The 24,279-nt window shown below is 71.1% G+C and carries 20 protein-coding genes, 1 tRNA gene and 1 pseudogene; 13 read left to right on the top strand and 9 right to left on the bottom strand.

Going from position 1 to position 24,279, the window contains the following annotated elements; all coding sequences use genetic code 11:
• Positions 1-177: 177 nt before the first annotated feature.
• A complete protein-coding gene (locus AB0K18_RS22440; RefSeq protein WP_364917114.1) occupies positions 178-915 on the bottom strand; it encodes a hypothetical protein in 738 nt (245 codons plus the stop codon).
• A 723-nt stretch (positions 916-1,638) separates the two neighbouring features.
• Between AB0K18_RS22440 and AB0K18_RS22435 the strand changes: the two genes are divergently transcribed.
• On the top strand, positions 1,639-2,052 hold the full coding sequence (locus AB0K18_RS22435) for a DUF4279 domain-containing protein (RefSeq protein WP_364917112.1): 414 nt from the start codon (positions 1,639-1,641) through the stop codon (positions 2,050-2,052).
• Between the two features lie 491 nt (positions 2,053-2,543).
• Here the strand turns inward: AB0K18_RS22435 and AB0K18_RS22430 are convergent.
• The 3 genes from AB0K18_RS22430 to AB0K18_RS22420 form a co-directional block, all read right to left on the bottom strand.
• A tRNA-Ala gene (locus tag AB0K18_RS22430) sits at positions 2,544-2,619 on the bottom strand.
• 16 nt (positions 2,620-2,635) lie between these two features.
• Positions 2,636-3,364: an HAD family hydrolase gene (locus AB0K18_RS22425; protein WP_364566025.1), complete on the bottom strand. Its 729-nt coding sequence runs from the start codon at positions 3,362-3,364 to the stop codon at positions 2,636-2,638.
• A gap of 15 nt (positions 3,365-3,379) precedes the next feature.
• Complete coding sequence (locus tag AB0K18_RS22420; RefSeq protein ID WP_020542320.1) at positions 3,380-3,499, bottom strand: DLW-39 family protein; 120 nt, start codon at positions 3,497-3,499, stop codon at positions 3,380-3,382.
• 494 nt (positions 3,500-3,993) lie between these two features.
• Here AB0K18_RS22420 and AB0K18_RS22415 point away from each other — a divergent pair, with 494 nt between their 5' ends.
• Genes AB0K18_RS22415 through AB0K18_RS22405 form a run of 3 tightly spaced genes read left to right on the top strand, consistent with a single transcriptional unit; the run spans position 3,994 to position 7,449 of the window.
• On the top strand, positions 3,994-4,206 hold the full coding sequence (locus AB0K18_RS22415; RefSeq protein WP_364917109.1) for a cation transporter: 213 nt from the start codon (positions 3,994-3,996) through the stop codon (positions 4,204-4,206).
• On the top strand, positions 4,203-5,213 hold the full coding sequence (locus AB0K18_RS22410; protein WP_364917106.1) for a hypothetical protein: 1,011 nt from the start codon (positions 4,203-4,205) through the stop codon (positions 5,211-5,213). Before AB0K18_RS22415 ends, AB0K18_RS22410 begins: the two co-directional genes overlap by 4 nt.
• A gap of 28 nt (positions 5,214-5,241) precedes the next feature.
• A complete protein-coding gene (locus tag AB0K18_RS22405) occupies positions 5,242-7,449 on the top strand; it encodes a heavy metal translocating P-type ATPase (protein ID WP_364917160.1) in 2,208 nt (735 codons plus the stop codon).
• Positions 7,450-7,857: 408 nt separating this feature from the next.
• Here the strand turns inward: AB0K18_RS22405 and AB0K18_RS22400 are convergent.
• Positions 7,858-8,592: pseudogene (locus AB0K18_RS22400) on the bottom strand (MFS transporter); the annotation flags it as partial.
• Between the two features lie 95 nt (positions 8,593-8,687).
• On the opposite strand from AB0K18_RS22400, the gene AB0K18_RS22395 reads away from it, so the two are divergent.
• Complete coding sequence (locus AB0K18_RS22395) at positions 8,688-10,079, top strand: PLP-dependent aminotransferase family protein (RefSeq protein WP_364917157.1); 1,392 nt, start codon at positions 8,688-8,690, stop codon at positions 10,077-10,079.
• On the opposite strand, the gene AB0K18_RS22390 is transcribed toward AB0K18_RS22395, so the two are convergent.
• Positions 10,038-10,553 carry a universal stress protein gene (locus AB0K18_RS22390; RefSeq protein ID WP_355415897.1) on the bottom strand — a complete coding sequence of 172 codons (516 nt, stop codon included), beginning with the start codon at positions 10,551-10,553 and terminating at the stop codon, positions 10,038-10,040. The two genes, AB0K18_RS22395 and AB0K18_RS22390, sit on opposite strands and share 42 nt — an antisense overlap.
• Before the next feature lie 108 nt (positions 10,554-10,661).
• Between AB0K18_RS22390 and AB0K18_RS22385 the strand changes: the two genes are divergently transcribed.
• Genes AB0K18_RS22385 through AB0K18_RS22375 form a run of 3 tightly spaced genes read left to right on the top strand, consistent with a single transcriptional unit; the run spans position 10,662 to position 16,779 of the window.
• Positions 10,662-13,868, top strand: a complete 3,207-nt coding sequence (locus AB0K18_RS22385) for a BTAD domain-containing putative transcriptional regulator (protein WP_364917103.1) — start codon at positions 10,662-10,664, stop codon at positions 13,866-13,868.
• A 43-nt stretch (positions 13,869-13,911) separates the two neighbouring features.
• Positions 13,912-14,073: a hypothetical protein gene (locus tag AB0K18_RS22380; RefSeq protein WP_345393211.1), complete on the top strand. Its 162-nt coding sequence runs from the start codon at positions 13,912-13,914 to the stop codon at positions 14,071-14,073.
• A gap of 48 nt (positions 14,074-14,121) precedes the next feature.
• Positions 14,122-16,779, top strand: coding sequence for a LuxR C-terminal-related transcriptional regulator (locus AB0K18_RS22375; protein ID WP_364917101.1), 2,658 nt, complete (start codon positions 14,122-14,124; stop codon positions 16,777-16,779).
• Here AB0K18_RS22375 and AB0K18_RS22370 read toward each other — a convergent pair.
• Entirely contained in the window at positions 16,776-17,486 is a 711-nt protein-coding gene (locus tag AB0K18_RS22370; RefSeq protein ID WP_364917098.1) for a hypothetical protein, read from the bottom strand. The genes AB0K18_RS22375 and AB0K18_RS22370 overlap by 4 nt on opposite strands.
• Before the next feature lie 315 nt (positions 17,487-17,801).
• On the opposite strand from AB0K18_RS22370, the gene AB0K18_RS22365 reads away from it, so the two are divergent.
• The 3 genes from AB0K18_RS22365 (at position 17,802) to AB0K18_RS22355 (ending at position 20,221) form a co-directional block, all read left to right on the top strand.
• Positions 17,802-18,356, top strand: coding sequence for an MFS transporter (locus AB0K18_RS22365; RefSeq protein ID WP_364917096.1), 555 nt, complete (start codon positions 17,802-17,804; stop codon positions 18,354-18,356).
• A 96-nt stretch (positions 18,357-18,452) separates the two neighbouring features.
• Positions 18,453-18,977, top strand: coding sequence for a copper chaperone PCu(A)C (locus AB0K18_RS22360; protein ID WP_364917094.1), 525 nt, complete (start codon positions 18,453-18,455; stop codon positions 18,975-18,977).
• Positions 18,974-20,221, top strand: a complete 1,248-nt coding sequence (locus tag AB0K18_RS22355; RefSeq protein WP_364917091.1) for a Dyp-type peroxidase — start codon at positions 18,974-18,976, stop codon at positions 20,219-20,221. Before AB0K18_RS22360 ends, AB0K18_RS22355 begins: the two co-directional genes overlap by 4 nt.
• Before the next feature lie 144 nt (positions 20,222-20,365).
• Here the strand turns inward: AB0K18_RS22355 and AB0K18_RS22350 are convergent, their stop codons facing one another.
• On the bottom strand, positions 20,366-21,694 hold the full coding sequence (locus AB0K18_RS22350; protein WP_364917088.1) for an aminotransferase class I/II-fold pyridoxal phosphate-dependent enzyme: 1,329 nt from the start codon (positions 21,692-21,694) through the stop codon (positions 20,366-20,368).
• A gap of 34 nt (positions 21,695-21,728) precedes the next feature.
• Between AB0K18_RS22350 and AB0K18_RS22345 the strand changes: the two genes are divergently transcribed.
• Positions 21,729-22,349: an FMN-binding negative transcriptional regulator gene (locus AB0K18_RS22345; protein WP_364917085.1), complete on the top strand. Its 621-nt coding sequence runs from the start codon at positions 21,729-21,731 to the stop codon at positions 22,347-22,349.
• Positions 22,350-22,841: 492 nt separating this feature from the next.
• Here the strand turns inward: AB0K18_RS22345 and AB0K18_RS22340 are convergent, their stop codons facing one another.
• Positions 22,842-23,567, bottom strand: coding sequence for a hypothetical protein (locus AB0K18_RS22340; protein WP_364917082.1), 726 nt, complete (start codon positions 23,565-23,567; stop codon positions 22,842-22,844).
• A gap of 74 nt (positions 23,568-23,641) precedes the next feature.
• Here AB0K18_RS22340 and AB0K18_RS22335 point away from each other — a divergent pair, with 74 nt between their 5' ends.
• Positions 23,642-24,199, top strand: a complete 558-nt coding sequence (locus AB0K18_RS22335) for a hypothetical protein (RefSeq protein WP_364917079.1) — start codon at positions 23,642-23,644, stop codon at positions 24,197-24,199.
• Positions 24,200-24,279 lie beyond the last annotated feature (80 nt).

The following is a 24,279-nucleotide window of genomic DNA, read 5'->3' as shown; positions in this document are numbered from 1 at the left end:
CCTCCGACAAAGCCGTGGTGGCTTAAGGTGTCCCATTCTTGGGCCTTGCCTTGGACCGTAGCGCCTTCCAGGCGTCAAGTACTTCGCCGACCTTGATCAGAATGTCGCGAACCTGAGACAAAAGCAGAGTGATTGAACCTGCACCGGCGATGACCATGAGCGTAAGAGTTTCCCAACTCATTGAGACGCTCCTGTCCCCCTGGTGGGAGGAAGCACCTTATCGAGCCAAGCAGGATCTGCTCCAACTTCTATGAAATCATCCCGATCGGCACCGGCGTGCCCTGGCCCAAGTGTGCGAAATCTAAGTTGTAGTCTCCCATATTTATCCAGGTCGGGGTGGGAGAGGTAGTAGTAGCAGGCTTTAATAGCGTATTTGGATTCTTCCCACGGAAGATTGCATTGACAGGTGTAGTCTTCTATTTGGAGACCAAGACCCCATATCTCGTCTGTCAAACTGTTGAGTATGGGGGCGTAGTTGTTTCCTACCTGGAAGCAAGCGTCCAGCTCAAAGACCCAGTCGTCGCCCGAAATCCATGAACTAGTGGAATAGGCAGTGCTGAGGTTGTGAAACAGTGCAACTCTCCGAAGGAGTCCAGATCCTAGCCAGGCTATTCTCTCGTTGTGCCCTGTGACGCGCGGATAGGCTAGCTCGTCTTTCCTCTCGTAATCCGATTGGTTGGGGAGATCCCAGAGCGGTATCAGGTCGGCTTGAATACACGACTCATGATGTTGATCGATTACACGACGCCAATCGGTTGGGCATGCCCCACGGAGTATTACTTGGCCGCCGCGCCCAGCTAGCGTTAAGTAGAGGTCGTTCCCTCGTACGTATTTCACGCGCAGATTTAGTGCGCCGTTGACTTGAATTCCGAGTTCGGCACAGGGCAGCAGGAGCTGAAGAGCGTGTTCGTTCATCTCGAAACGCTTTCCAGCCAGGGTTGTATGCGTGTCCAGAGTGAGGATCAGCTCTCGCGAGTCGATGCGTACGCTAGCGATCCCTAGAGGGTGGGCCCAATACTGGCGGCCCACGCCTAGATGCATCATCACCTTCGACTCAAGTTGAGCCTGTGTGCCGATTGCAGAAGGTAGTAGAGAATGATGCTTAAGGAGTTGCTCGCGCGCGTAACATGCGGGCTCGCCTGTGAAAAGGCGTCGAGTACGGACCCTGTTTGCGATTCGTCCCTTAGCAGGCATTGCACGACCGTTCCCAAGCACTTCCGCCCCTCAGCGCTCGACAACTAATCAGTGCGCCTGCTTGGCGCGTTCGAAGGTCGATTGAAAGGTGGAGCGAGGGCTTCTTTATCCGTGGCGACACCCAAGTTGGGGCGGAGGTGTCGGACAGGCCGCCTTCCGGCCGGATCCCAGTGTGCGACGGCTACGGGTGGGAGCGCAAGTCGGGCAGCCTCGGGCGTGTAGGGGGCACCCGCCATGACTGCCGTCCGGCCGATTCCAGGCCCGCGATCCCGGCCCGGATGGTGTGGATCGTCCTGCTCCAGAGACCTTCGCGACCAAGACCGACGCGGAGGTCTGGCTTACAAGATCGAGGCGCACGACGATCAATGCCTTGAGCAGTAGAAGCGACTGCCCCTGCCCAGTCGTGCAAGCACCCGCCAACCCTTGAACCGCTACCGTGTCCACGTGATCGTCGAGCAGCAGGTCTACTTCATGATCCAGTCCGCCGAACTGGATCCTGGGCAGATCACCCAATACGTGGGCGTCGAGCCGACTCGATCTGAGGCGAAGGAGTCACGACGCAGCAGGAAGAGTGGGCGCCTGATACCGCCACGACACGGATGGATGCTCGACTCCGGCCTTGCGGACGCCACCTCACTCAATGAGCAGGTGGAAGCCGTGATGAATCAGTTGGCCGGCGCCTGGGATCGAATCGGAGAGCTGACCGCTGGTGGCGCAGCGGCCACGTTGGTCATGCTTCGGTCGTTCGAACCGGGAGAGGGCTTCAGCCCGCGAGGGCTCGTTCTTGACGAAGAAGCCATCAGTTTTCTTCACAGAGCTGGAGCCGATCTATGGATCGACGAGTACGACTTATCGTAGGGCTGGCGATGGAGACGCTCGCACGGTAAAGGGCGAGGCCTTAGGCTCTCATCCGCCCGGAAGAGGCGAGGGATGCCTACGGTGAAGCGCGTCCGCAGCGTGAACGCGCTTGGACCCGCTTCCTGGACTCCGGACGCCGGGGCAGTCCGCCGCGTTCGACCGCATCGCCACGCTGGCGGCGCAGGCAAGCCAGGGGTGCACGAACTGAGCGCTGAACTCATCGCTGACCCACCGTCTGTACGGCGATCAGCCGCGTTGTCCGGTGGGCCGGGGCTGAGGAACGAAGCCCTGGACCTTCGATCGCCCCCAGCCACGTACAGCGGCCAGCCACACTCGTCCAGAACATCCGCCTGGCCCAGCAGCACCTACCGGCCCAAGGCGACAATGCCACCCGCGCCTCGCTCCTGGCCCGCGAAGCCGAAGAACTAGCCAACCTCGGCGACCGCCGGCACGGACACCCCGTCACATGATCAGTGGCGGGGTGTTTTCGCTGGTGGAGCCTAGGAGATTCGAACTCCTGACTTCCTGCTTGCAAAGCAGGCGCTCTGCCAACTGAGCTAAGGCCCCTTACGACGAAGATAGCTTACCGGGCCGAGGAAGCCACCTGCGTCGTGCCGAGGTCATCGCTCAGCACCAACCCCGGGAAGTCCTGGATGGAGTCGAGGATGTGGGTGGCGCCGCCCTTGAGGAGGCGTTCGCGGCTGTGGACGCCGGTCATCACGCCGGCGACGATCGAGGCGCCGGCGCGCGTGCCGCAGAGCATGTCGCTCTCCGAGTCGCCCAACACCGCGACCTGGCGTACGTCGTCGACGCCCAGCCGGAGCACCGCGTGCAGGACCATGTCGGGCCAGGGGCGGCCGCGGCCGCCGGCGTCTTCCGGGGAGATGGCGAGGTCGATCTTGTCGTGCCAGCCCAGGATGCCGAGGATGCGGCCGAGCGTGGTGCGGCTGAAGCCGGTGATGAGGGCGAGCTTGATGCCGTTGCCGCGGAGCTTGTCGAGGACCTCGAGGACCCCGGGCATGGGTTCGAGACCCGCCCGCTCGATCGCGCCCTCGTAGGAACGTTCGAACGTCAGGTTCGCTGCCTGGGCCTGCGCCTCGTTGCCGGGGAAGATGCCGCGGAACACGTCGATCTTCGGGCAGCCCCGGGACCGGTGTACGTGAACCATGGCTCGCGCGTACGCACCGGTCCCGGGCACTATGCCCTGAGTCGCGATCGCCTCTGCGAAGGCGCGCTCGACCATGGCGATGTCACCGACTGTGGTGCCTGCCAGGTCCAGGCACACCAGCTTGATGGGGACGATGTCACTCATCGCCTCGCCGGTCGGTTAGTTCTCGCTGCCGGTCGCCTCGGTCCAGAGATCGAGCTCTGCGCGGTCGGCCTGCACCTTACGCCAGATCAGCAACCCCCCAAGGGCGATCAGCGCCAGAACGAGCAGCTTCTTCACGGTGTGACCCCACTTCTTCGACGGCCTCACCTGCCGGGGTGAGACCCAACGGTTGACAAGCAGCCTAGCAAGCTATGGCTGCGGTCCCTGTGTTGTGCACGGACCAGATGGGTGGATTGTGCGAAGGACGGGCGTTCAATCCCTGGTGGGACCGCTATACCCGCCCTCCTGTGTACGGCATGTCCGCCGAGGGCGTAGCCGGGGACGGCGACCGGGGGCGCTGGGGCGTCACTCCATACGTCCCGTCTGTCGTCGTCATCCCTGTTCATCCCCCGGAGTCATCCCTGTTCGTCCCCCCAAACGGGCAACAGCTCGATCATGCCAAATCGGCGGCCCAGGTGCGCAGCCCGGCTAAGGATTGACATACCCCCCAGGGGTACATTACGTTCGGCCAAGACGCACCGGTACGTCCCAAAAGCCCTCTCGGGCATACCCTAGGGGGGTACGGTGTTAGACTGGAAAAGAGCACAATGCGCTACGAAGGAGACCAGGCCATGAGCACCGCCACCTACACCGTCAACGGCATGACCTGCGGCCACTGCGTGAGCTCCGTCAAGGAGGAGGTCAGTGAGGTCGCGGGCGTGACCGGCGTCGAGGTCGAGCTGGCCACGGGCCTGCTGACGGTCACCAGTGACGAGCCCGTCGGGCGTGACCTGATCGCCTCCGCCGTGAAGGACGCCGGCTACGAGCTGGTGGATCGCTCATGAACACCGTAGCCAAGCTGGGCTCGTACGCGCTGGGGCTGGCCGTCGTCTTCGGCGGCGCCCTGGGCGCGGGCAAGCTGACGACCCCCGACCCCACGTCGGCCGCCGCAAGAACGGCCGACGCCCAAGAAAGCGCGGGCCAAAGCCGGACGACCGGCGAGAGCGCCGGCCATGGGCACGCGTCCGACAAGACCACCGGGCCTGAGCAGTCAAACCAAGAGCAGCCGGCCCAAGAGCAGGACCACACCGACGACCACACCACCCCCCAGCAGCAGACGGCCACCGATACCCCCGGGGGGCTCCAAGTGTCGCAGGACGGCTACACCCTCAACCTCATCGACTCCGTCTCCACCAAGTCCGCCGAGGACTTCGAGTTCACGGTCATCGGCCCCGACGGCTCCCCCGTCAAGGACTACGAGGTGGAGCACGACAAGAAGCTGCACTTCATCGTCGCCTCCCGCGACCTGACGAGCTTCCAGCACCTCCACCCCGAGCTGTCCCCCGACGGCACCTGGTCGGTACGCCTCAAGGCCCCGAAGCCGGGCCCGTACCGCGCGTTCGCCGACTTCGTCCCCACGGGCGGTGAGAAGCTGACGCTGGGCGCGGACCTGATGGCCGGCGGCGACTACCGCCCCGACCCCCTGCCTGAGGTGAGCCGTACGGCGAAGGTCGACGGCTACACGGTCAACCTGGACGGCGATCTGGCGCCGGGCAAGACGACCAAGCTCACGCTGACGGTCAGCAAGGACGGCAAGCCGGTCGACGACCTGGAGCCCTACCTGGGCGCGTACGGTCATCTAGTGGCGCTGCGCGCGCACGACCTCGCCTACCTTCACGTGCACCCGGAGGAGAGCGACACGGCGGGCCCCGGCATCACGTTCTACGCCGAAGCTCCCAGCCGGGGCGACTACCGTCTGTTCCTGGACTTCAAGCACAAGGGCGAGGTCCGTACGGCGAGCTTCACGGCACAGGCCGACCCCGACGCACACGCGGACGACCACACGCACTGACGGACGCGAGGAAGGAGAGGTGATGATGATGTCTTCCCTCACCGAGGACAAGGCCGTCGAGCTCACGATCGGTGGCATGACGTGCGCGTCCTGCGCCAACCGCATCGAGCGCAAGCTCAACAAGCTGGACGGCGTGACGGCGACGGTCAACTACGCGACGGAGAAGGCGAAGGTCACCTTTCCCACCGGCGTGGACCCGCAGCTGCTGATCGCCGAGGTGGAGAAGGCGGGCTACACGGCCGAGCTGCCGCCCCCGCCCACCCCGGCGCAGGAGGAGAAGCCAGGGAAGAAGGAGCGCGACCCGCTCCGCGACCGGCTGGTCACCGCGATCGTGCTCTCGGTCCCGGTGGTCGCGATGGCGATGATCCCGGCGCTGCAGTTCCAGTACTGGCAGTGGTTGTCACTGACGCTGGCGGCGCCGGTGGTGGTGTACGCGGGCTGGCCGTTCCACAAGGCCGCCTGGACGAACCTGCGCCACGGCGCGGCCACCATGGACACGCTGGTCTCGCTCGGCACGCTGGCGGCGCTGGGCTGGTCGGTGTGGGCGCTGTTCTTCGGCACGGCGGGCGTGCCCGGCATGACGCACCCGTTCGAGCTGACGATCGGCCGTACGGACGGCTCCGGCAACATCTACCTGGAGACGGCGGCGGCGGTGACCGCGTTCATCCTGGCCGGCCGCTTCTTCGAGGCGCGCTCGAAGCGGCGGGCGGGCGCCGCGCTGCGGGCGCTGATGGAGCTGGGCGCCAAGGACGTCGAGCTGGTGGACGGGCGTCGCGTGCCGGTCGAGCAGCTGACGGCCGGCGACAGGTTCGTGGTCAGGCCGGGGGAGAAGATCGCGACCGACGGCGTGGTCGAGGAGGGCACCTCGGCGGTGGACGCCTCGATGCTGACGGGCGAGTCGGTGCCGGTCGAGGTCAGGCCGGGCGACCCGGTGACGGGGGCGACGGTCAACGCGGGCGGCCGCCTGGTCGTCAGGGCCACGCGGGTGGGCGCGGACACGCAGCTCGCGCAGATGGCCAAGCTGGTGGAGGAGGCGCAGACCGGCAAGGCGCAGGTGCAGCGGCTGGCCGACCGCATCTCCGGCGTCTTCGTCCCGGTGGTGATCGCGCTCGCGGTCGGCACGCTCGGCTACTGGCTGGGCACGGGTGAGGGCGCGGCGGCGGCGTTCACGGCGGCGGTGGCGGTGCTGATCATCGCCTGCCCCTGCGCGCTGGGGCTGGCCACGCCGACGGCTTTGCTGGTCGGTACGGGCCGCGGCGCCCAGCTGGGCATCCTGATCAAGGGTCCCGAGGTGCTGGAGTCGACGCGCAGGATCGACACGATCGTCCTCGACAAGACCGGCACGGTCACCGAGGGCAAGATGACGCTGACCGCGGTCCACCTGGCCGAGGGCGAGACCCGTGACGAGGTCCTGCGGCTGGCGGGAGCGCTGGAGCACGCCTCCGAGCACCCGATCGCGCGGGCCATCGCCCGCGAGGCCGCCTCCACGGCGACCGTCGAGGACTTCACGAACGTCGAGGGCCTCGGCGTCCAGGGCGTCGTGGACGGGCACGCCGTGCTGGTGGGCCGGCCGCGGCTGCTGGAGGAGTGGTCGCAGCACCTGCCGGAGAGCCTGGTCGAGGCCATGGAGGACGAGCAGGCCAAGGGCCGTACGGCGGTGGCGGTCGGCTGGGACGGCAAGGCCCGCGCGGTGCTGGTCGTGGCCGACGTGATCAAGCCGACGAGCAAGGAGGCCATCGCCCAGCTCAAGGCGCTGGGGCTGACCCCGGTGCTGCTGACCGGCGACAACGAGGCCGTGGCGCGCACGGTGGCGGCCGAGGTGGGCATCGACGAGGTGATCGCCGGCGTGTTGCCCGCGGGCAAGGTGGACGTGGTCAAGCGGCTGCAGTCCGAGGGCAAGGTCGTGGCGATGGCGGGCGACGGCGTCAACGACGCCGCCGCGCTGGCCCAGGCCGACCTGGGGCTGGCCATGGGCACGGGCACGGACGCCGCGATCGAGGCCGGTGACCTGACGCTCGTACGCGGGGACCTGCGGGTCGCGCCCGACGCCATCAGGCTGGCCCGGCGGACGCTAGCGACGATCAAGGGCAACCTGTTCTGGGCCTTCGCCTACAACGTGGCCGCCCTGCCGCTGGCCGCGCTGGGCCTGCTCAACCCGATGATCGCGGGTGCGGCCATGGCGTTCTCCAGCGTCTTCGTGGTCAGCAACAGCCTGCGGCTGCGCCGCTTCTCGTGACAGCGACCATCTGACGGCCGGCGCCATCGCGGCGCCGGCCGTCACGAATGCGGCGCCGACCAGCAGCCAGCCGAGGGTGCCGCCGCCGATCACCAGCGTGGTGAGCACGACGGGCCCGAGCATGCGGGCCACGGCCACGCCGGTGCCGAAGAACGCCTGGTACTGACCCTGCCGGTCGTCGGGGGCGAGCCCGAAGCCGATCTCCCAGGAGCCGGCCGCCAGCCACAGCTCGGCGACGAGCTGCAGGACGGCCGCCACCAGCAGGAACGCCCACCACGACGGGCTGAGCGCGAACACCGCGCAGGCCGCGAACATCGTCAGCCCCGCCCGCCGCACCGCCCCTGACGCGTCGCGCAGCCCCTTGACCCGGCGGGCCACCCGCACCTGGCAGAGCAGCACGCCGCCGGTGTTGACCAGCAGCAGGACCGAGACGACCCAGGTGGGTGCGTCGGTACGGGCGGCGATCCACAGCGGCACGACCACGCTGAGCAGCGGCATGTAGAAGAGCATCACGGCGTTGATCAGCGTGACGAGCGCGTAGGGCCGGTCTCTGAGCACGGCCAGGCGGGGGCCGGCCGGGGCGGGCGCAGGGCGTACGGACGGCAGGCGGAGCAGCAGGGCGGCGGCGAGCAGGAAGCTCACGGCGTCGAGCCCGAGCACCACGAGATTGCCCTCGCGGGTGCCGGTGTGCAGCGCGAGGCCGCCGATGGCGGCGCCGAGCGCCAGGCCGCCGTTGAGCGTGGCCTGGAGGGTGGCGCGGACGACGGTCCGTTCGGCGGGCGGGATCAGGGCCGCGAGCAGCGCCTGGCGGGCCGCCGACAGCCCGGTCTGCGCGGTGCCGTACAGGCAGGCGGCCAGCACGAACAGCGGGAACGTGCGTACGAGCAGGAACGACGCGACGGCCACGGCGGTCGCGAAGGCGAGCAGCACGGCGACGCCGCGCGGGCCGCGCCGGTCGGCCAGGTGTCCGAGCGGTACGCCGGCCACCATGCCGACCGCCCAGCCGAGGGTCAGGCCGAGGCCGATCTCGGTGGCCGAGAGCCCGACGACAGTGGAGAAGTAGAACGCCGAGGTGACGAGGTAGACGCCGTCACCGATGGAGTTCGCCAGCTGCGCATGTGCCAGGATCCGCCGAAATTTCATGATGTACGCCCCTCTGACCGATGCCTCCATCTTCGATCCCGACTTGTCCCGAGATAAGCTCCAATTTCCGGCAATCTGATGGGGCCAAATTGGACGTGCACATCAGCCTCGACGGCCGCCGTGACCTGGCCGCACAGGTCTACCGGCAACTCCTCGACGCCATACTCGACGGCCGGCTCCGATCCGGCGAACGCCTCCCCCCGACCAGGGAGCTGGCCAGACGCCTGGAGATCTCCAGGAACACCGTCGCCCTCGCCTACGACCGGCTGGTCGCGGACGGGTTCCTGGTGGGCAGGGCGGGCGCGGGCACGTTCGTGTCGGCGGAGCCGGTCAGGGGGCGGGCCGCGCCCAAGGGCGTCGTCCGTCCGCGTACGGTCTGGCAGGACCTGCCGCTCCCCCCGGCCCCGTCCCCCGCCGCCCGCTATGACTTCCGGGTCGGCGTCCCCGACGCCCGCCTGTTCCCCATGGAGACCTGGCGCCGCCTGGTGGCCCGCGAGCTGCGGGTGAGTGCCGCCGGCTACGCCGACCCGGCGGGGCACGAGCCGCTGCGCGCGGCCGTCTCCCGGCACATCGGCCTCAGCCGCAGCGTCCACGCGGGCCCCGAGGACGTGCTCGTCACGAACGGCGCCCAGCAGGCACTCGACCTCATCGGCCGGGTCCTCGTCGAGCCGGGCACGGTCGTGGCCGTCGAGGAGCCCGGCTACCCGCCGGCCCGCCTGCTGTTCCGCACGCTCGGAGCCAGGGTGGCCGGCATCCCCGTGGACGGCGAGGGCATCGACGTCACCGCCCTGCCGCACCAGGCCCGCATCGTCTACGTCACCCCTTCGCACCAGTTCCCGCTCGGCACCCCCATGTCGCTGGCCCGCCGCGCCGCCCTGCTGGCCTGGGCGGAACGCCGCCGCGCGATGATCATCGAGGACGACTACGACAGCGAGTTCCGCTTCGGCGACCGCCCGCTCGAACCCCTCCAGAGCCTCGACAGGGCCGGCCGGGTCATCTACGTGGGCTCGTTCTCCAAGACCCTGCTGCCCATGCTCAGGCTCGGTTTCCTGGTCGCGCCCGCCTCGCTCGCGCCGGCGCTGCGCGCGGCCCGGCAGCTCACGGACTGGCACGGCGCGCTGCCCACGCAGGCCGCGCTGGCCCGCTTCATCGACGAGGGCCTGCTGTCGCGGCACATCAGGAAGGCCACCCGCGAGTACGCCGCCAGGCACGCCATGATCGCCGAGGCCCTCGATGCGGACGAGCGGCTGCTGCCCGTGCCGTCCACCGCGGGGCTGCACCTGTGCGCCCGCCTGGCCCCCGGCGTGACCGTCGAGGACGGGGACGGGCTGGCGGTGGAGCCGCTGGAGGCGTACTGCGGGGAGCGTCCCGCGCAGCGCGGCCTGGTGCTCGGCTACGGCGCGATCAGGACCGACGCCGTGGCCGCCGGCCTGCGGCTGCTCAGGTCACGGATGTCGGCGGGTCCAGCGGCGGTGGCGCTCCCCTGACATCTCCGGGTCGTCGGGCGGCGCGGGCTGCTGCACGATCACCACCGTCGTCCGCGCGTGACGGGCGCAGTACATGCTGGTCGAGGGCAGGAAGATGCGGCTGAGCAGGCCCCGCCGCCCCCGCCCGAGCACCAGCAGGTCACCCTCGCGGGCCAGGTCGACGAGATGGTAGCCGGGGTCGCCGACCCGTCCGACCGTCGCGATCGTGAGATCGTCCGGTACGCCGCCCGCCACGTCCTCGAACACAGCCGTGATCACCTCGGAGCAGCGCGCCTCCTCACCCTGACGCACCGCGTGCTGCACGGGCAGCGCCTCGGGGAAGGGATGGACGGGCGCGCGGCTGACATGCACGGCCACCAGAGCCATCCGGTGCAGCCTGGCCGCCCCGATGGCCCAGGCCAGAGCCCAACGCGCGGCCGGGGACTCGTCGACTCCCACGATCAGCCGCGCACCGCCGGGCAGTTCCTGTTCCACGGTGCCTCCTGTCGAAGTACGACCATAGTGCGCCTACCCACTGGTTACCGGGAGGTGGCACTTTGAGAACTCTGGAGTCCCCGGTGAAAGCGGGCGTAGCATGCGGAGGTGGAACGAGGGTGGGTACACCCGCGCCCCGCGCTCGACCAGCGGCTCGACGGGGCTCTCACACACCGGCTGACCGCGCTCGTCGCGACCGCGGGCTACGGCAAGTCCACCGCGCTGGCGGGCTGGAGCCAGGCCGTGGGCGCCGTGCTGCACCGGCTCGGTCCGGCCGACCGCGAGCTGCCCGCCCTGGCGGGAGCCGTCGCCGCCGAGGTGTCGCGGCGCGTTCCCGAGCTGCCCGCCGACCTCGTGACCGCGGCGGGCGCGCCGCTCGGTCCAGGAGCGGACGAGACGTCGAGGGCCGCCGCGCTGGCGGGCGCGCTGGCCGAGGCGCTGGCCGGACGGCTGCGGCGAGGGCTGGTCGTGGTGTTCGACGGGGTGGAGGCGATCACGGGTGCGCCCGGCCCCGTACGGTACGTCGAGACGCTCGTCAGGGCCGCGCCCCGGCACCTGCACCTGGTGATGGCCGCGCGGGCGCCGCTGCCGTTCCCCACCGCGCGGCTGCGGCAGGACCACGAGGTGCTCGACCTCGACGCGAGAGACCTGGCACTGACCCCGGAGGAGACCGAGGCGTGGGCGCGGGCCGTGCTGGGGGAGCCCGGCGGGGAGATCGCCGCCGAACTGCACCGCACCTGCGGCGGCTGGCCGGCCGCCGTGCGGGCCGCGCTCGACGCGCTGACCAGGACCGACGGCTCCGCCTGGCGCTCCACGGTGGCGGGGCTAGCCGCCAACTCCGCCACGCTCGAACGGCTCACGCTGGCGGCGTACCAGGACCTGCCCGCGGCCATGCGCGAGCTGCTGCGGGCCGCGACCGTGCTGCCGATGCTGACCGACGGCCTGGCTGCGACGCTCGGCGCCCCGCCCGACACGCTGGGCACGCTGGCCGGGCGCGGCCTGTTCCTGGAGTCCGCCCAGGACGGCCACCGGCTCACCTCGACCGGCGGCCACGTGCTGGCCAAGCACGCCCCGCTCGACCGGCACGAGGCCCACGACGTGGCCGCCGTGGCCGCCCGCTGGTACGTCGAGCACGACCGTCCCGAGCTGGCCCTGCGCGCCGCCGTCGCGACCGGGCACGCCGAACTGGCCGCCGCGCTGCTCGACGCGCACGGGCCGCGGCTGGCCGAGCGCGGTGACGTACCGGCCGCACTTGAGCTGCTGCCCGAGTCGGCGCGCGACGCTCCCCCGATGCTCAAGCTGGCCGGCGTCGCCGAGCAGAACCGCGGCCACTGGACGCGCGCCCGCGAGCTGCTCGCGCGGGCCGCCGCGAGCCCCGCGTTCGACGCGCACGTGGCCAGGCGGCTGGCCTTCATCGACCACATGCGCGGCGCGCTCGACCCCGCACTCGCCATGTACGAGCGCGGCCACGCCCACGGCCGCCCGCCCGCCGACGCCGCCATGTGCGCCGCCTCCATGGCGTCGGTGCACTGGCTGAAGGGCGACCGCGCGGCCTGCGCCGAGCTCGCGGACAAGGCACTCGAACAGGCCAGGAGCGCCGGCGACGCGGCCGCGCTGGCGATGGCCAACACGGTGCTGGCCATGCTCGCCGCGCTCGACGGCGACCGCCGCGCCAACGACGCCTATTACCTGCGGGCGCTGGCCTACGCCGAGCGGGCCGGCGACGCCGGCGACATGGTGCAGCTCATCCGCATCCACGCCAACCGGGCCTCCCGTCACCTGGACGAGGCGGCGTACGCGGAGGCGCTGGCCGAGACGGAGATCGCCGGCCGGCTGTCGGACCTGGTGGCCTTCGCCCCCTTCGCGGCCCTGAACGTCTCCAACCGCGCCAAGGCCCTCATCGGCCTCGGCCGCCTTGAGGAGGCCGCGACCGAGGCCGCCGACGCGGTCGCCCGCTGGGAGTCGATGGGCTCGACGCTGACCGGCGCCGGCCTGACCAGGCTCGCCGCCGTGCACGCGCTGCGCGGCGACAGGGCCGCGGCGATCGCGCTCTACCGGCGGGTCATCGCGGACTCCGAGCCGTCGGGCGAGGTGCAGGCGCTCTCGCAGGCGCTCAACGGCCTGGCCGAGCTGCTCGCCGACGACGACCCCGACGAGGCCCGCCGGGTGGCCGCGCGGGCGCTGGAACACGCGGGCGGCATCGCGGGCGTGCCCGCGCGGATCGCCGCCGCCCGGGTGGCGTTGTCCGGCGGGCGGCGTGAGGAGGCCAGGGCGCTGCTCGACGCGACCGAGCCGATCGCCGTCGAGCGCCGCGACCACGCCGCGCACGCCGCGATCGCCGAGCTGCGCGCCGAGCTGGACGCCGACCTCGCGCAGGCCGAGGCGGCGGTGCTGCGCTGGTCGGCGCTCGGCGACCCCGTCGGCCTGGCCAGGGCCGAGCTGGTCAGGGCCGCCCTCGCCGACCCCGCGACCGGGGCGGAGGTGGCCGTCGCGGTACGCGAGCGCATGCACGCCATCGGCTGCCGGGCACTCGACGACCGCATCGACGCGCTGGTCACCCGCGCCGCTCCCCCGCGCGCCGCCAAGGTCGTCATCGAGACGATGGGAACGTTCCGCGTGCTGCGCGGGGCGGCGCCGATCCCGCGTACGGCGTGGCAGTCGCGCAAGGCGCGTGACCTGCTGAAGATCCTGGTCTGCCGCCGGGGGAGCGGCATCAGCAGGGAGCGGCTGGTCGAGATCCTGTGGCCCGGGCAGGAGGGCGAGGCGGTCGGGCTGCGGCGGCTGAACGTCATGGTGTCCACGCTGCGTTCTGTGCTCGATCCGGGGCGGGAGTGGCCGCCCGATGAGATCGTGGTCTCGGACGAGGGCGCGTTGCGGCTGGAGCTGGCCCACGTCGACGTCGATGTCGAGAAATTTCTGGATCTGGTGGGGGAGGCTGTGCGGCTCGACCAGGCCGGACGTACGAGCGAGGCCCTCGAACGCTGGGCGGCGGCCGAGACCGCGTACGGCGGGGACTTCTGCGAGGAGGACCCCTACGCCGACTGGGCCGTCGGGCTGCGCGAGCAGGCGCGGCTCGCGTACGTGCAGGCCGCCGCCAGGCTGGCCGAGGCGCGCACCGCCGAGCACCGCCACGACGAGGCCGCCCGCTACTGGCTGCGGCTGCTCGAACGCGACCGTTACGACGAGCGCGCCCACCTGGGTTTGGTCCGCGTCCTCGACCGGGCGGGGCGCCGCGGCGACGCCCGCCGGCGCTACCGCCTCTACGCCGAGCTGATGCGCGAGCTGGAGGTCGAGCCCGCGCCGTACCCGGCCTGACGACCTGAACCAGACCTGAACCTGGCGGCGAGATCGTGCTCGCATGAGAACGGTCATCGTCCGGCTGGTCGAGCCGGAGCAGTCCGGCGGCCAGCTCCGCGGGCTGCTCGAAGAGGTGGGCGGCGAGCCGGTGCCGTTCAGCGGCGCGGACGCGGTCATCGAGCTGCTGATGGGCGCCGCCGGGCTGACCCGCGATCCGGCCTGAACCTGCCGCGAACCTCGCTCATCACCATCAGTGGTGAGAGGAGGCACGATGAGCGAGCAGGGGAGCGGATGGCCGTTCGTCGGGCGAGGGGGATCACTGAGGGCCGTACGCGACGCGCTGCGGTCCGGCACGGGGATGATGATCGCCGGCTCGGCCGGGGTCGGCAAGAGCAGGCTGGCCGCACAGGCACTGCACGGACTGCGGGGCTACGGGGTCGTGCGCGCGCAGGGCACGGAGACCGCGTCGATGATCCCGTTCGGGGCGTTCGCGCACGTTCTGACCGGGCCGCCGCGCGGCGGCGAGAACCTGCTGCGCTGGGCCGCCCGCCACCTGCGCGACCAGGCAGGACGCGGCGGGCTGCTGGTCAGCGTGGACGACGCGCACCGGCTCGACCCGGCGTCTGCGGCGCTGGTGCACTACCTGGCCGGCCGCGGCCAGGCGAGGCTGCTGGTGACCGTCAGGTCAGGGGAGCCGCAGCCCGATCCGGTGACCGCGCTGTGGAAGGACGAGCTGCTCGAACGCATCGAGCTGCCGCCGCTGACGCCGGCCGAGGTCGGGCAGGTGCTCGCCGGGGCTTTGGGCGGCGCGTTGGCGCCGGCGACCGTACGCAGGCTGGCCCGCGTCAGCGAGGGCAACGTGCTCTACCTGCGCGAGCTGGTGCACGCCGGGCGTACGTCCGGCTGCCTGACCGAGCAGGACGGCGAGTGGCGCTGGCACGGCGAGCTGTCCATGACGCCGCGCCTGCGCGAGCTGGTCGGCGACCGCATCGGCCACCTCGACCAGGACGAGCGCGAGGTCCTGGAACTGGTCGCGTTCGGCGAGCCGCTGGGCCTCGACCTGCTGGCCGGGCTGACCTCGTCAGGCGCGGTCGAACGCGTCGAGGCCCGCGGCCTCATCGTCACCGTGGACGAGGGCAGGCGCGAACAGCTGCGGCTCGGCCACCCGCTCTACGGCGAGGTGGTCCGCGGCGACTGCGGCACGCTGCGGGCCAGGCGCCGGCTGCGCACGCTGGCCGAGGCGCTGGAGGCCACCGGGCTGCGGCGGCGCGAGGACGAGCTGCGCGCCGCCGTCTGGCGCCTCGACAGCGGCTCGGTCACCGGCCCCGGCATGCTCATCTCCGCCGCCCGGCTGGCCTGGGGCCGGCAGGACCCGCGCCTCGCCGAACGCCTGGCCAGGGCCGCCATCGAGGCGGGCGCCGGGGTGGCGGCGGTGGCCGTGCTCGGCGAGGTGCTCATGGTGCTGGGCGAGGCCGGGTCCGCCGTCACCGCCTTACGGCGGGCCGCCCGCGACGCCGTCACCGAGAGCGAGCGCGCCCAGCACGCCCACAGCCTCGGCTTGAACCTGGCATGGGCGGGCGCGGACGCCGAGGCGTGTCACGTGCTCGACGTCGCCGCCGCCACTCTGACCGACCCCCGGTGGCGGCAGGAGGCCCACGTCTATCGGGCCGTGGCCGACTGCTTCGCCGGGCGGCTCAGCGCCGCTTCCCGGGCGCTCGATCTGGCCAGGTCGTGCCGGTCCGGCACCGTACGCGGGCGCGTGCACGAGGTCGCGCTGGAGGCGTGGATCCACGCGTACGCCGGGCGCGGCGAGCAGGCTCTGGTCGTGGCCGGGCCCGCCATGGACACCCTCGACGAGTGGCGGGACGAGGCGCCGCACGCGCTGCCCACTCTCCTGGACGCGCTCTGCGCCGCCCAGACGTTCACCGGGCGCCCGGCGGAGCTCGACCGCGTCGCATCGGGCGGCATGGAGCTGCCCGCGGCCGAGCTGTCGATGACCGGGTTCGGCGCGTACCGGGCCATGGCCGCCCGGCTGCGCGGCGACGCCGCCGAGGCGCTGCGGCACTGCCGCGAGGACATCGGGCGGCTGCCCGCGCGCGAGCCCTACCTGGGGCGCTGCCTCGCCGAGCAGGCACACGCACTGGCCCTGCTCGGGCGGCTCGACGAGGCCGAACACTCACTCGCCGAAGCGCAGCGCCTGACCGCCCGCTGGGCCTTCACCCGCCAGCACGCCCTGCACGCCGCCGTGTGGGTGGCGGCGGCCGGCGGCGACGTGGCGGAGGCCGTACGCCGCTGCGAGGTGGCGGCCGAGCACGCGGAACGCCACGAACTGTACGGCCACCTCCTCTTCGCCCACCACGACCTCCTCCGCCTCGGCTCGGGACTGGCCGGCTCGGGGCTGGCCGGCTCGGGGCTGGCCGGCTCGCTCGCAAGCCCCGGGCCGGGCTCGGCCGACGAGCCTGCGAGTCCTCGGGCGGGGCGGTTCGGTGAGGTCGAGGGGGCGTTGGCGGTGTTGTTCGCGCGGCACGCCCGTGCTCAGGGCGATCCGGACGCGTTGCGCGCGGTCGCGGGTGAGTTCGAGCGGCGCGGCATGCTCCTGTACGCCGCGGAGGCCACCGCGCAGGAGGCCGCCGCCTACCGCGAGTCCGGGCGCGGAACCCTGGCGAGGGGCGCGCAGACCAGGGCGTGCGCGCTGGCCCGCCGCTGCACCGGGGTCTCCACACCGGCGCTGGTACGGCTCGCCACCCCGGAGCTCACGCCCCGGCAGCGCGAGATCGTCCAGCTGGCGGCGGCCGGGCTGACCAACCGTCAGATCGCCGACCGCCTCACCCTGTCCACCCGTACGGCGGCGAACCACCTGCAGGCGGCCTACGACAAGCTCGGCGTCAACGACCGCACCGAGGCAGGCCGCCTCCTGACCGCCCTTTAGATGAGCTTGAGGAGGGTCTCGTACAAGGTGTCCCGCTCGCGCTCCGACAACGTACGGTAAGCCTGGCCGGCGCGCCGGTTCGTGTCCGCCTCGATGCCGGCGCGCAGCGGGCCGTCCACCAGCCCGACGATCTCAGCGGCCGACAGCCCGGCCGCCCGCCAGGCCGCGGCATGCGCATCAGCACGGTGATACCGCAGCACCGCCAGCCGGTTGAACACCAGCAACCCCGGCGACGCCCCCTCCGGCTCGTACGGCGGTGACACAAGCTCGAAGGCACCGCCTGGCAGCCGTTCCGCCGCATCGACCGCCCGCCCCACCAGCTCGGCCGCCTCCCCCAGGTCACTGCCCGCCCAGACACGCTCGACAGCGGCGGCATGCACCTCGTACAGGCTGTGGATGAAGTCCCGCCCGGCATCCGTCAACCGCAGCACACCATCAGGGTCCTGGACCAGCGCACCCTGCCGCAGATGCTCAAGCAGATCACCCTCGACATCGCCGTACCGAAACAACACCTCCAGCCCACGCCGGGTCAGCGGACGCGACGGAAGGCTGAACCGCAGATCCGACAGGAGCCCCGGCGTCAGCCCGGAGGCGGTGCTGAGGTCGGCGACGGCTCGAACGGCGGAGGCGTGCACATTGACGTTGGCGGCATTGATGACAGGCGCAATCGCCTCCGCGAACGCCGACAACTCCTGAAATTTCGGCATCGCCCACGATTATCAACCGCCCCCCACCACTCCGCACCCAATCCACCCCAAACCAGACCATTCACCGCACATCGAAAAGGCAGGCGGTGGTTCCACGTGAACCCGGATCGCCCCCCCAGACCACCCGCATCGGCAGGGGAGACGGTGGTTTCACGTGGAGCGGGATCCCCCAGACCGCCCGCAACGGCAGGAGAGACGGTGGTTTCACGTGAACCGGGATCGCCCCCATACCGCCCGCATGGCAGGAGAGATGGTGGTTTCACGTGAAGCGGGATCGAGGTCCGGACCGCCCGCATGGCGTGGAATGCTAGGCGCATGACGCCGTTCCGTCTGGCCCGCACCGCGGTGTTCGCCGCGGTGTGTCTGGCGCTGGGCGCGGCGGCGCACATGCTCGGCGGTGCCACCGTGCCGGCGGAGGCCGGGGTGGGGGCGTTCGCATTGGCGTTCGCGGCGGCGTACCCGCTGGCCGGACGCGAGCGGTCGCTGGCGGTGATCCTGCCGCTCCTGGCCGGCCTGCAGGTGCTGCTGCACCTGATGTTCTCGCTCTCCCACGCCGTCCTCCCACCGGATGGCCCCGCCGCCCCGCACCACCTGGCCGACCACCTGCACTCAGGGCTCGTGCCGAGTATCGGCATGCTGATCACCCACGGCTGGGCGGTCGCTCTGACCGCGCTGTGGCTGGCGCGCGGCGAGGCCGTGCTCTGGGGGTTGCTGCGGCGGCTGGCCGTACGGCTGCTGGTCCTTTGGCTGCCGCTGCTCGTCACGCCTTTCTTCACGCCGCCGGCCACGACCGAGCCGCTCATCCTGCGCTCGGCCGTCCTGCGGCACATCGTCAGCCGGAGGGGCCCGCCGCGCGTCGTCACCGCCTGACCTGCGGGTCGGGCACGACGTACGTCCCCTTCATCTGACGACCCACCACGCCCGGCAGGGTCTGCTTCGGCATGCCGGGCGGAGAAAGGCATTCCCATGTTCTCTCGTCATGCCCTCGTGCTCGCGGCCACCGTCGTGGCGCTGACCGCCTGCGGCTCCCCCACCGCGGAACCGGCCGCTCCGGCCGCCGCGCCGACCACGTCCACGTCCGCCGTCGCCGCGACCGGCGCCCTGAGCATCACCGACCCTTGGGTGAAGACCACCCAGAAGGGGATGACCGCCGCATTCGGGACGCTGGTCAACGACACCGACCAGCCGATCACCGTCGTCTCCGGCGCCTCCCCCCTCTCCTCGGCGATCGAGCTGCACGAGGTGGTGGAGAACGACGGCAAGATGGTCATGCGTCCCAAGGAGGGCGGGTTCGTGGTGCCCGCCCATGGCACCCACCTTCTCGAGCCAGGCGGCGACCACATCATGCTCATGGACGTCACCAAGGAGGTCCTGCCCGGCGCGCAGATCCCGTTCACGCTGCAGGTGCAGGGCGGGCAGCCGCTGGAGTTCACGGCCGTCGGCAAGGACTTCGCCGGCGGCGAGGAGGACTACCAGCCGGGGCACAAGTGATCACCCGCCGCGGCCTGCTCACCGGAGGCGCCGTCACAGCGGCCGGCGCCCTGGTGGGCTGCGCCTCCACCACCGATCAGCCCGGTACGCCCGCCGCCCCGCGGTCCGCGCCGTCCACCCGCGCGGGCACTTTCACGGCCGGCACCGATCAGGCGGGTACGCCCGCCCAGGGCGTCGCGGCCAGCCTCGATCAGGCCGGTACGCCCGCCCAAGGCGTCGCGACGGCGCAACGTACCGAGCCCTTCCACGGCCCCCACCAGGCAGGCGTGGCGACGGACCCGCAGGCGCACGCCGTCTTCCTCGGCTTCGACCTGCTGCCGGGCACCCGCAAGGAGGCCCTCGTACGCCTGCTCAAGCTCCTCACCGACGACGCCGCCCGCCTCACCCAGGGGCGGCCGGCGCTCGCCGACACCGAACCCGAACTGGCCGCGAACCCAGCCCGCCTGACCTGCACCTTCGGCTTCGGGCCAGGGCTGTTCAAGGCCGCAGGGACGGAACCGCCGGTGTCGCCGCTGCCCCGCTTCACCACCGACCGCCTGGACGAGCGGTGGAGCGGGGGAGACCTGCTGGTGCAGGTGTGCGCGGACGACAACGTGACGGTCGCGCACGCCGTACGGATGCTCGTGAAGGACGCACGGTCGTTCGCCCGCGTACGGTGGGCGCAACGCGGCTTCCGTTCCGCGACCCGGCGCAACCTGATGGGCCAGATCGAGGGCACCGGAAACGCCACTGACCTGGACAAAGCCGTCTGGATCAGCCAGGGCCCGCTGACCGGTGGCACCACGCTGGTGCTGCGCAGGATCCGGATGGCGCTGGACACGTGGGACGCCGTCGACCGTACTGCCAGGGAGTTCACCATCGGCCGCAGGCTCGACACCGGCGCCCCGCTCACCGGCACCGCCGAACGGGACGAACCTGACTACGCCCGCAAGAACCGGCTCGGCTTCCCGGTGATTTCGGAGTACGCCCACATGAGGCGCGCCCACGTGGCCGACCCGGCGCTGCGGTTGCTGCGGCGGCCGTACAACTACGACGACGGCCTGACCCCTGAGGGCAAGCCGGACTCGGGGCTGCTGTTCGCGTCGTACCAGGCGGACATCGACCGCCAGTTCGTCCCGATCCAGCGCATGCTGGCCGAGGGCGACCTGCTCAACGAGTGGATCACCACGATCGGGTCGGCGGTCTTCGCCATCCCCCCAGGCTGCACCCCCGGCACCTGGATCGGCGAACCCCTCCTGTCCTGACCACCGTGAGGGCCCTCGCCGCGAAGGCGAGGGCCCTCACGCCTCAGGGCGACGCATGTTCTCACACCCTGTGGACGAACTCGTCTCCCTTCCACCCCGCTGTGGACGAATCAGGTCCCTTTCCACCCCAGCTCGCGCCCGCGCTCACCCGTATCGCCCACCCCCGACCGGCGTCAGAGCGGCCGCCAAGGCGTCGGCGAGCGGCTCCAGCTCCTCCCCATCCAACGTCGAGACAGTGAGCCGCAACGCCGGCGGAGCAGCGATGCGGTTGCGAGCCCCGGGCGCACAAGCCCAGCCCCGAGCAAGCAACCGGGTGATGGCGGTGGACTCGTCGGCGACGGGAATCCACACGTTCAGCCCGCTCCGCCCGTGCGCCGCGATGCCCCGCCGCCCGAGCGCGCCGACCAGCCCGTCCCGCCGCCGCCCATAAGACGCCGCCACCGCCGCAGGATCCACCGCCCGGGTACGCCACAGGTACGCGACCGTACGTTGCAGCAGGTGACTCACCCACCCGGCGGCCAACCGCTGCCGCCCCCGCAACCGCCCCAGCGTGACGGGGTCGCCGGTGACCAGCGCGAGCCGCAGGTCGGGCCCGAACGCCTTGGCCGTGGACCGCAGCAGCACCCACCGAGCCGTGGCCCCGGCCAGCGGATGCAGCGGCACGTCCACGAACCCGGCCCCGTGGTCGTCCTCGATCAGCAACACCTCCGGATAAGAGCCCAGCACCGCACGCAACTCCGCCGCCCGCGCGGACGTCACGGCGGCACCGGTCGGATTCTGCGCCCGAGCAGTGACCACCACCGCCCGTACGCCCGCCCGCAACGCCCGCCCCAACTCGTCAGGGACGGGCCCGTCGTCATCCACCCGCACCGGCACAGGACGCAGCCCCAGCACGGCGACGAGGTCGAGCAGCGCCGTCCACCCCGGGTCCTCGACCGCGATGGCGTCGCCAGGCCGCAGGTGCCCGGCGAGCACCCGTTCGACGGCGTCGAGAGTGCCCGAGGTGACGGCCAGCGGCCCGGAAGGCACCCCATCGGCCCGCAACCCCGCACCCGCCAGCGCCAGCAATTCGTCGTCGTCGCCGGTGCCGTACATGGCGGGCCGCTCCTCGTGCGCCCGCGCGGCGGCGGCCAGGGCGTCGTGCAGCGGCGGCAGCAGGCGGGCATCGGGGTTGCCTTGGGACAGATCGCGCACCCCCGGCGGCACCTCGACCCTGATCTCCTCCCTGAGCATGGTCGCCGGCCGCGCCCTGACCCGCGTGCCGCGCCGCCCGGCCGTCTCGATGACACCGCGCTCGCGCAGCAGCCGGTACGCGGCCGCCGCCGTGCCAGGGCTGACCCCGGCCATGGCGGCCACCTCGCGCACCGGAGGCAGCGTCACCCCAGGAGGCAGCCGCCCGTCGGACACCGCCACCTCGACCCCCGCCGCGATCTCGCTGGCCGTCGTACCGCCGATCAGGTATGTTTCTGACACAATACCCATTATGTACTAATACAAAGAGGCGCGCATGTTGATTCACCCCTGGGACGCCGCGAGAACCGACGACGAATGGCGCATCTGGCTCAGCACCCGCGATTTCGGCCAGATCGCCGTCAACGGCGTGGACGGCGCGCCTCCGGTCGTCGTGCCCACCCACTTCCTGTACGACGGCCACGACCACGTGCTGCTCCACCTGGCCCGCCCCAACCCGATCTGGCAGGCCTTGGAGGCCAACCCGGCGGCGGTGGTCAGCGTCCATGACGACTACGCCTACATCCCGACCGGCTGGCGCTCCGACTCCCCCGAGACCGGCGTGCCCACCAGCTATTACGCCTCCGTCCAGCTCATCTGCCAGGCCGAGATCGTGGACGACAAGGAGGGCAAGGCCGACATCCTGCGCCGCCAGCTCGCCCACCATCAGCCCGTCGGCGACCACGGGGAGGTCGCGCCCGACGCGGGCCCGTACCACAAGCAGTTGTCCGCCGTGCGCGGCCTGCGGCTGCGCGTGACCGGCGTACGCGCGAAGTTCAAGTATGACGACCACAAGCCCGCCGACCTCCGCGACCGGGTGGCCGCCGGCCTGGCCGCCCGTGACCTTCCCGGCGACTCCGCCGTCCTTGCTCAGCAACATCGTCGCCGCACCTCCTGAGGGGCATCATGGCCGCTGCGCGACGCTGAAAAGCCGCCGACCCACAATCTGTGGATAACCAATGCCCCCTGTGGATAACCCGTCCGAGCACCCCCGCCGAGGGCGGTTATCCACAACCCACCGAACCCCCGCGCGCGGACCCCGCCCACAGCCTCCCGAGGAGCCCTCCGCCCCCCCGAGCAGCCACCCCCGCGCCGACCAGCGGATATCCACGTTTCCCCAGCTCAGAGCCACCATCAACCGGCGAGACCGACCCTCGCCCAGCCACCGCCCAACACCCCAGGACCGGCCATACCACACCGGAAAAGTCACCAGTACATAACGCTGTAAATCACCCCCCGTCCCCACCTCCGGCAGCCGGATCAGGCCGTCATCCACCGCGCCCCTCACCCTGTGGATGAGCACCGCCCCGACCACCCCCGGAACCCAAAAGACGGCGGGCAGGTCCCGGCCCCGAGAAGCCGGCTCCCCACCCGCCGTCCACAGCCCCAGTCACCAGGTCCAGTACGACTTGGCCTCCGACTTCCACTCCTTCGGGAAATACTGGTGGATCTTAAACGCCATCCCCTTACCGCGGGCGATGTACTGATCCCGTTCGAGCTTCCGCGCGATCGGCTCGCCCGGGCTGCCGTTGTTGTCCCACCAGGACTCCCACTGCTTGATGCAGGTCTGATTGCCCAGGTAGCGGTTCGAGCAGGGCGCGGGCGGCGACCAGATCTGGGTGTGCCCGAAGTCGACCACCTTCCCTGACGACTTCTCGGTGATCGTCCCCCACGCCTTCAAGCAGTAGCCCTGGGAGGAGATGCCCCACTTGACGTAGTGCTGACGCCCGGACGTGGCGAGAGTCCGCAGATTTCCGCACTTGGCGTCGCCGATCTGCTCCTTGGTGACGCGCACGGTGTAGTACGTCCCGTTGTCCCGCCACCCGTCCAGCATCAGCCAGTCACCGCTGTGGACGAACTTCTCCCCGTACGCCGGCGGCCACGTCTTCGGGTCACCCCAGCTGATCTCGGACGTCGTGGACGACAGCGGCTTCCACGCCCACTGCCCCGCGACCTGCCCGTCCGCCCAGTGCTGCCCGGCGCTGCGCTCGCCGAACCGGGCGTACTGCCCGTAGTTCTCCGCCGCCTGCGCGGGCGCCGCCATCCCGCCGAGCACCACGGCCGCCGCCGCCCCCACGACGGCGACGGACCGCGCGCTTCTCCTTTGTTTCCTCACCGCCGGCACGTTACCCACAGCCCCACCCGCCGGGATTCAGATCAAAAATCCTAGAACCGTGGTACAAAGCGTCAGTGAGCGACCGCTTAAGGCCACGCAGCGCCCTGTTACTGGTCCTGGGCCTGCTCATCACCTTCGTCGTCGCCGTGGCCGCCACCTTCACGGTGCTCCTTCAGCCTCCACAGTCGACACCCACGCTGACACAGCCCACCCCGGCGCGGACCACCCCGACGCAGCCCAACCCGGCGCAGACCGTGGACCCGGCGAACGCCGAATACGACGACTCGCTGGACGACCGCCTCCCCGCCGGCTCCGCCATCCCGCTGACGCTCTCCCCGGCTACCCGCGCCCAGCTCGCCGCCACCGGCGTCCCTGTGGAAAACGCCACCGTCTACCTGGGGATGATCTTCGGCGACACCCCGCAGGAGGACGCGTTCCACGCCGTCGCCCTCCGCGACGGCCAGCACTACTGGACGGCACGCGGCGACTCCCCCTGGACCTACCGAGGCCGCTTCGACGTGCGCGTCTGCGCTGCCCCCGTACCCGTCGAGCTCATCAGGGCATGGGGCGCGATGAGCGTGTTCGGCTCCACCGCACCGCCCGACACCACCCCGCAGCCGAACACGTGCTGACCGAAAACCGTTTGCGCCCCACCGGCGAGCCCGATAGAAACCACCCAGACGACACAGAGAGGAGGGATAAGCCCATGAAG

Source organism: Nonomuraea sp. NPDC049421 (genome assembly GCF_040677005.1).
GTDB classification, from domain to species: domain Bacteria; phylum Actinomycetota; class Actinomycetes; order Streptosporangiales; family Streptosporangiaceae; genus Nonomuraea; species Nonomuraea salmonea.
The sequence above is the reverse complement of the archived record's forward strand: the minus strand, read 5'-3'. Positions and strand labels throughout refer to the sequence as shown.

What these genes read in the sequence shown, in the direction of transcription:
- AB0K18_RS22440 (WP_364917114.1), bottom strand. Translation starts at nt 915, where the DNA reads ATGAACGAACACGCTCTTCAGCTCCTGCTGCCCTGTGCCGAACTCGGA.
- AB0K18_RS22425 (WP_364566025.1), bottom strand. Translation starts at nt 3,364, where the DNA reads ATGAGTGACATCGTCCCCATCAAGCTGGTGTGCCTGGACCTGGCAGGC.
- AB0K18_RS22415 (WP_364917109.1), top strand. Translation starts at nt 3,994, where the DNA reads ATGAGCACCGCCACCTACACCGTCAACGGCATGACCTGCGGCCACTGC.
- AB0K18_RS22410 (WP_364917106.1), top strand. Translation starts at nt 4,203, where the DNA reads ATGAACACCGTAGCCAAGCTGGGCTCGTACGCGCTGGGGCTGGCCGTC.
- AB0K18_RS22405 (WP_364917160.1), top strand. Translation starts at nt 5,242, where the DNA reads ATGTCTTCCCTCACCGAGGACAAGGCCGTCGAGCTCACGATCGGTGGC.
- AB0K18_RS22380 (WP_345393211.1), top strand. Translation starts at nt 13,912, where the DNA reads ATGAGAACGGTCATCGTCCGGCTGGTCGAGCCGGAGCAGTCCGGCGGC.
- AB0K18_RS22375 (WP_364917101.1), top strand. Translation starts at nt 14,122, where the DNA reads ATGAGCGAGCAGGGGAGCGGATGGCCGTTCGTCGGGCGAGGGGGATCA.
- AB0K18_RS22370 (WP_364917098.1), bottom strand. Translation starts at nt 17,486, where the DNA reads ATGCCGAAATTTCAGGAGTTGTCGGCGTTCGCGGAGGCGATTGCGCCT.
- AB0K18_RS22365 (WP_364917096.1), top strand. Translation starts at nt 17,802, where the DNA reads ATGACGCCGTTCCGTCTGGCCCGCACCGCGGTGTTCGCCGCGGTGTGT.
- AB0K18_RS22360 (WP_364917094.1), top strand. Translation starts at nt 18,453, where the DNA reads ATGTTCTCTCGTCATGCCCTCGTGCTCGCGGCCACCGTCGTGGCGCTG.
- AB0K18_RS22345 (WP_364917085.1), top strand. Translation starts at nt 21,729, where the DNA reads ATGTTGATTCACCCCTGGGACGCCGCGAGAACCGACGACGAATGGCGC.